Raw genomic sequence first — 779 nt, 5'->3', positions numbered from 1 at the left:
CGCGGCGTATTGGCAAAAAGCCAGTTCTTCCGTCCGATCACAAACGGCTTCAATGACCGCTCGCAGCGGTTGTTGTCGATCTCCAAATGCCCATCTTCAACATACCGAATCAGCTTCGGCCACTGCTTCAGGCCATAATTCACCGCCCGTCCTAACGCGCTTTTCGGCAACACCTGCTGTTCCTGCTTTTCAAGCCATGCCAAAAACGCGTCCAGGATGGGCTTACTTTGGGCCATCCGCACACGTTGCCGCTCTTCGACGCTTACGTTCTTCAGCTTCTTCTCCACCGCATACAGCGCGTTGCAGAAGGACAGTCCTTCTTCCGCCGCCGTCTTGCCCTTTCGCTCCTTGGGAGGCACTGCCTTGAGGGCTTCGTCAAATTTCCTCCGCGCATGCGCCCAGCATCCGACAAGGGTGACATCCGGTAAGCCCTCATACCCCGCGTATCCATCCACGTGCAGATACCCTTGAAACCCTGCCAAGAACCGCCGCGGATGGTCCGCACTTCGCGTTTCCTGGTAATCGTACAGGACAATGGGCGGTCCATTCATACTGCTGCGATATACCCACATGTACGACTGGGTCTGCGCTGCGCGCCCGGCTTCATGTAACACTTGCAGGGTCGTTTCGTCCGCATGTAGATAGCGCTGAGCCAAGAGCACTTGGCGGAGTTTCGCATAGAGCGGCTCTAACCACGTCTCCGCCGCGTGCACCACCCAATTCGCCAGCGTTTGGCGGGACAGCGGATACCCGTGCCGCGCAAACTGTTGCTCTTGCCG

1 protein-coding gene is annotated in these 779 nt (G+C 57.8%); it reads right to left on the bottom strand.

Going from position 1 to position 779, the window contains the following annotated elements; genetic code table 11:
* The coding region (gene tnpC / locus AMA01_RS13460; RefSeq protein ID WP_156468474.1) for an IS66 family transposase at positions 1–779 on the bottom strand (779 nt) is incomplete at both ends.

The organism is Alicyclobacillus mali NBRC 102425 (assembly GCF_001570745.1).
GTDB lineage: Bacteria > Bacillota > Bacilli > Alicyclobacillales > Alicyclobacillaceae > Alicyclobacillus > Alicyclobacillus mali.
Note: the sequence above shows the minus strand (reverse complement) of the source record. Positions and strands in the feature narration are given on the sequence as shown.